The organism is Mesorhizobium sp. M7A.F.Ca.MR.176.00.0.0 (genome assembly GCF_004023165.1).
GTDB lineage: Bacteria > Pseudomonadota > Alphaproteobacteria > Rhizobiales > Rhizobiaceae > Mesorhizobium.
Genome location: NZ_RZTC01000206.1, coordinates 1 through 4,979, shown reverse-complemented (window position 1 = coordinate 4,979; position 4,979 = coordinate 1). Strand labels below are relative to the sequence as shown.

The window sequence follows — 4,979 nt, the reverse complement described above, 5'->3', positions numbered from 1 at the left end:
CCCACGCGATCACCTTCGGACGCATAGATCAGGTTGACCACGCCATCGGGAAAGCAGGCCTGATGGGCGAGAGCAAACATTGCACCTAACCACGCCACGATAAGATCGAGCGCGGCTTCGTTGCGTGCGGGTCTGTGGTCAGTGGAGGGCGGAGGAAAAGCGCTCGGCGTGCTCGCCCTCGCGATACCACTGGTTCGCGCCGGCAAGCGCCAGTTTCTGAGGCAAATCGCCGAACAGCTGGTAGAGCCTTACTCTCAGGGCTTGGCATCTATGTCGCCTACGACCGCCACATGCAGCCCGTCGCTTGCGAAAGCGGCTTTGTGGAAGGCGCTTAGATCGGAGGGCGTTACGCTAGTCAGGCTCCCTTGGGCGGTCTCGAATACGGATGCGTGCCGTAGATTCCGCGCCGCCAGGCCAGCTCGGCGATCGCATGAGGTTCGCGCTCATTGGCAATGATTTCGGAGAGAAGCTGGGCGCGTATGCGGTCGAAAAGTGCTGGTGTAGCCGGCTGCGGGTCCCGCCACCGAGAATGTCGGCCAGCAGTCGAGCGCCGCGGCCTCGCACCAGGGACCGCCCATGAATGACTCATGCGAGGCGTCTCAAGGCTGTCCGCGATCCAGCGCCAGATCTCCGCCTCGCCCGAGACGCGCAGAGCTGGCCGGTTGTGCAGGAGCCGTAGGCAATATCCGCCTTCCTCGTTCGGATGGGTAACGCTTGCGATACGGAGTCTTGACTTTGGGAGTCGCTCTGTGACATTACCTATATAAAGGTCGAAAGAAGGCGATATGGATCATGCATAGGTCACAGAGACCCGAATGAAGGCAACGTATAAACGCACCTATTCGCGCTACGCGATGGAAGCGCTTGGCCTTTTCGGTAAGACCATCCGGCTTGGCCGGATGCAGCACCGGTTAACCGCACAGGAGTTAGCCGAGAGAATCGGTGTTTCACGCAGCACCCTGCAGCGCATCGAGAAGGGCGATCCCAAAGTCGAAATCGGACTGATGTTCGAAGCTGCTGCCATTGTCGGTGTGAAGCTGTTCGATGCCGACGGCAATGGCATCACAGCCCTCACAGGCCGCATGGACGATCGCATCGCGCTGCTGCCGAAGCACGTCTACAAGGCCGGCAAGCAGATCGTCGATGAGTTCTAAGGTCCCCAAGTACGACGAAGCCTATGTCTGGGTCTGGCTGCCGGGCGAGACCGCGCCGGTTGTCGCCGGGCGGCTATATGCCCATGACGGACTCGTCAGCTTCAACTATGGCAGGAGCTTTCGTGAACTGGGCAGCGCGATCCCGCTTTATCTCCCGGAACTGCCCCTGAAGGCAGGCGAATTGCCTTTGCTTCCTGGCCTAACCATGCCGGGATGCATCCGCGATGCTGCCCCTGATGCCTGGGGACGACGGGTTATCCTAAACCGCAAATTCGGTGTGAAGGGCGATGAAATCGCGCGGCTCGATATTTCAGAACTGACGTTCTTGCTGGAATCAGGCTCGGACCGCATCGGCGCGCTCGATTTTCAGTTTTCGCCCACGCATTACGAGCCGCGCGCACTGGCCAATGCCACTCTCGAAGAGCTTGTCCAATCGGCGGAGCGGGTAGAGAAAGGTATTCCGCTCACCCCCGAATTAGATCAGGCGCTGCATCACGGCAGCTCGATCGGCGGCGCAAGGCCAAAGGCGCTGATCGAGGATGACGCCGTCAAGCATGTCGCGAAATTTTCCTCGTCTGCCGACCTTTACAGCGTCGTCAAAGGAGAATTCATAGCCATGCGGCTTGCCGCCTTGTGCGGCATCAGAGCGGCATCCGTCTCGCTCGTTCGCGCCGCAGGCAACGACGTGTTGCTCGTCGAGCGATTCGACCGGATCAAGGTCACGGGCGGCTGGCAACGCAAATCCATGGTCTCAGCGCTGACGATGCTCGCGCTCGATGAGATGATGGCGCGTTACGCCAGCTACCAGGATTTGGCGGAGATCATTCGCCACCGATTCACCGCGCCGTCGGAAACTCTGCGCGAGTTGTTCAGCCGCATTGTCTTCAACATACTTTGCGGCAACACCGACGATCATGCCCGCAACCATGCGGCATTCTGGGACGGCGCTAAGCTCACCCTCACGCCTGCGTACGATATTTGTCCGCAGGCCCGCAGTGGCCAGGAGGCCAGCCAGGCCATGCTCATCAGCGGCAATAACCGCATGAGCCGGATAGCGTCCTGCCTTGAAGCGGCGCATCACTTCCTGCTCAGCGCGCCGGAAGCTCTTGCGATTGTTGAAGGCCAGCTCCGATGCATTGCGGAGAATTGGCCGCGTGTCAGCGAGGAAGCTACGCTATCCGGCACAGATCGCAATCTGTTCTGGGGCCGACAGTTCCTCAATCCCTACGCTTTTACGGCGCTGGAAGGAAGCGCCGACGTTCTCCGCGCTCTGGCTGACGAACTACGCAACAGTGTTCACGCCTGATCCGGCGCTGGATTTCGGACAAGCTCGGCAAGCGCAAGACGCCCACAATATCGACAACCCTTGCCGGCAGGACGAAGATTGAACAAACGGCTCTTCAACAGTGACAACGTGCACTGCGGAGAGATGTGGAGCTGACACCGCAAAAGCCCAAGACGCGCGACTTCCCGCGATACAACTCCACATAACTGAGCGTCTACAAGCGGTGCAGCCAGCCAAACATCCAGCCATCAAAGCGATGATCGTCTGATCTTTTGCCGATGACATCACGTCGGGGAAGACTTGTTCGAGCGCTTGCCGCTTCATATCGATACCGGCCTGGGCGTAGCGCATCGTTAGTTCAGCCCGAGTGGCCTGGCCATCGACTGATGGTGGCGATGTCAACACCCGCCTTGACGAGGTGGATGCCGTCGTGTCCCGCAAAGGGCGATGATGGATGCTTTTTTCCGCCAGGGTGGTTCCTTCGCCCGCAGCCATGTGTGCGCAGCAAGTATCGAACACCGAACCGGGTGAGCAGTGTGGGGCGGTCGTTGCTTTGCTCGGCGGGACAGGGCGATACCAGACGAAGGTCACAATCGAAGATTCAGGATCCCTGAACTCGGGCATCCGTATTGAACATCAGCGAAAACAGAGCGTAATCCCGCTGTCCAGAAGGCGTGCGGCGGTCGATACGCGCCAGGACGCTCTTGATTTCCGGGCTCATCGAGATATTCGACAGGTGCCACCCACGCGCCCTCTTGAAGGGAAGTGTCACCACCAGTTGCAGCGTATCCATATATTCGGGGTGCTCCGAAATCAGGAACCGCGCAAAGGCATGCATCGCCGCCAGCCTTGCATTGCGGGTCGCAACTGCCACGCTCGACCTCAAGTGATGTGAGAAAGCTGCCCATCCTCTCGGTATTGATGTCGGAGACCGCTTCTTTCAAGGATATCTTCCCGCTCTCCCGCGGCATGAGCCCGTGGCATGCTTCGGCCCAATGCTGTGGATTGATGTTTCTTCATGCAACAACCTCGCTGACGAGACCGCCGAAAGCCCCTTCAAAGCGGTCGGTGGCGATCTCTCGCAGCTTTGGAAGGTAGTGCATTGATTTTTCGTGGAATGGGGACCCTGTTTAAAGGGCGATTTTCGTCCAAACGGGACCCCTTAACGATGGGGTCATCAAGATGCCTCCGGCTTGATCGGAGGCATTTGTGTTTTGGATGTTGGTTTTAGAGACGATTGCAAAGATACGTCGGCTGTCGCTGGTCCAGGGGAAGTCGATCAAAGCGATCTGCCGTGAGCTGAAGATGTCGCGCAAGGTGGTGCGCAAGGTCCTGCGTTCTGAGGAGACGCAGTTCCGCTACGAGCGCAAGCACCAGCCCTATCCCCGCATGGGAGCTCGGCGTGAGACGCGGGACCGGCTGCTGTCGGCGAATGCGGCCAAGCCGCAGCGGGAGCGGCTGCCGGTCGCTTCGACGGCTTCCATTGCATTCCCCCGTCGCTGTCGAAGACCTGCACGGTGCGCTTCGACAACAACAAATACTCGGTGCTGTCGAGTGCCGTCGGTCGGCCCATCGAGATCCATGCTTATGTCGATCGGATCGCATCCGCCAGAGGATGGCGTGGTCGTGGGAGAACACGTTCGCTCCTTTGGCCGCAACGAGGTCGTCTACGATCCCTGGCACACGGCGCGCGCCGTTCCTTGGCTGGGTCGTGCGGTCGGCAATGGAGAAGGTGCGGCGCAGCTCAAGGCGGTTGATGACGCCGACCGGCAGATGGTGTTGATCCTCACCTGGGTGCTGACCGACGGATTGAGCGCGGTCGAGGCCGCCTGTCAGGAAGCCATCGAGCACGGTGCATCGTCGGCGCCGGTGATCCTCAACATCCTGGCCCGCAGCCGCGATCCGGCGCCGGGCACGATCCTTTCCATTCCCCAAGCGCTGAAGCTAGCTCACGAGCGGTCGCCGACTGCACCCGCTATGACAGTCTCAGGAGGACAAACAGCCATGGAACGCACCGAGGTACTGGAACTGATGGGAGCGCTGAAGCTCTACGGAATGCGCAGAGCCTATGACGAGATCATGGGCGCGTCGCCATCAAGCGACGGCACGAGCCGCCCAGGATTGTCGGTGATCTCTTGCAGGCCGAGATATCGGAGAAGCAGGCCCGCTCCATCAAATACCAGTTCGCTGTCGCCAAGTTGCCGCTGGCCAAGGACATCGACGACTTCCACTTCGCCGACACGCCGGTCACCCCCTGATGCGCGATCTCGCCCGGCCGCGCCTTCGTCGCCGATCAGCGCAACATCGTCCTGGTCGGCCGCCTTCACGGGTCACCCAACTCGCGCGGAAGGTCGACCGCATTGCGACGGGCGCGTGTCGACTTCCCAACAATGTCAGACAGGAGACGCAACGCTATCGGAGCGATCGCATTGCCCGAAACGATTTTCCCAGTTGGCACGACAATTGCGGTCCTATGCGCAAAAGCAAACTAGACCTGAGAGCCGCACCGCATGAATGTAGCCTCCCAATATCTGCCGCTT

The 4,979-nt window shown here is 59.9% G+C and carries 3 protein-coding genes and 3 pseudogenes; 4 read left to right on the top strand and 2 right to left on the bottom strand.

Going from position 1 to position 4,979, the window contains the following annotated elements; genetic code table 11:
- Positions 1-206 (bottom strand): annotated as a pseudogene (locus tag EOB59_RS35755) (succinate-semialdehyde dehydrogenase (NADP(+))); the annotation flags it as partial.
- 609 nt (positions 207-815) lie between these two features.
- On the opposite strand from EOB59_RS35755, the gene EOB59_RS33580 reads away from it, so the two are divergent.
- Positions 816-1,154, top strand: coding sequence for a helix-turn-helix transcriptional regulator (locus tag EOB59_RS33580; protein WP_063169282.1), 339 nt, complete (start codon positions 816-818; stop codon positions 1,152-1,154).
- Positions 1,144-2,460, top strand: a complete 1,317-nt coding sequence (locus EOB59_RS33575) for a HipA domain-containing protein (protein ID WP_128290220.1) — start codon at positions 1,144-1,146, stop codon at positions 2,458-2,460. The genes EOB59_RS33580 and EOB59_RS33575 overlap by 11 nt, the downstream gene beginning before the upstream one ends.
- Before the next feature lie 580 nt (positions 2,461-3,040).
- On the opposite strand, the gene EOB59_RS33570 is transcribed toward EOB59_RS33575, so the two are convergent.
- Positions 3,041-3,313, bottom strand: a complete 273-nt coding sequence (locus EOB59_RS33570; RefSeq protein WP_095486041.1) for a hypothetical protein — start codon at positions 3,311-3,313, stop codon at positions 3,041-3,043.
- A 586-nt stretch (positions 3,314-3,899) separates the two neighbouring features.
- On the opposite strand from EOB59_RS33570, the pseudogene EOB59_RS37035 reads away from it, so the two are divergent.
- Positions 3,900-4,433: pseudogene (locus EOB59_RS37035) on the top strand (IS21 family transposase); the annotation flags it as partial.
- 10 nt (positions 4,434-4,443) lie between these two features.
- Positions 4,444-4,757, top strand: a pseudogene (locus tag EOB59_RS33560) (ATP-binding protein); the annotation flags it as partial.
- Positions 4,758-4,979 lie beyond the last annotated feature (222 nt).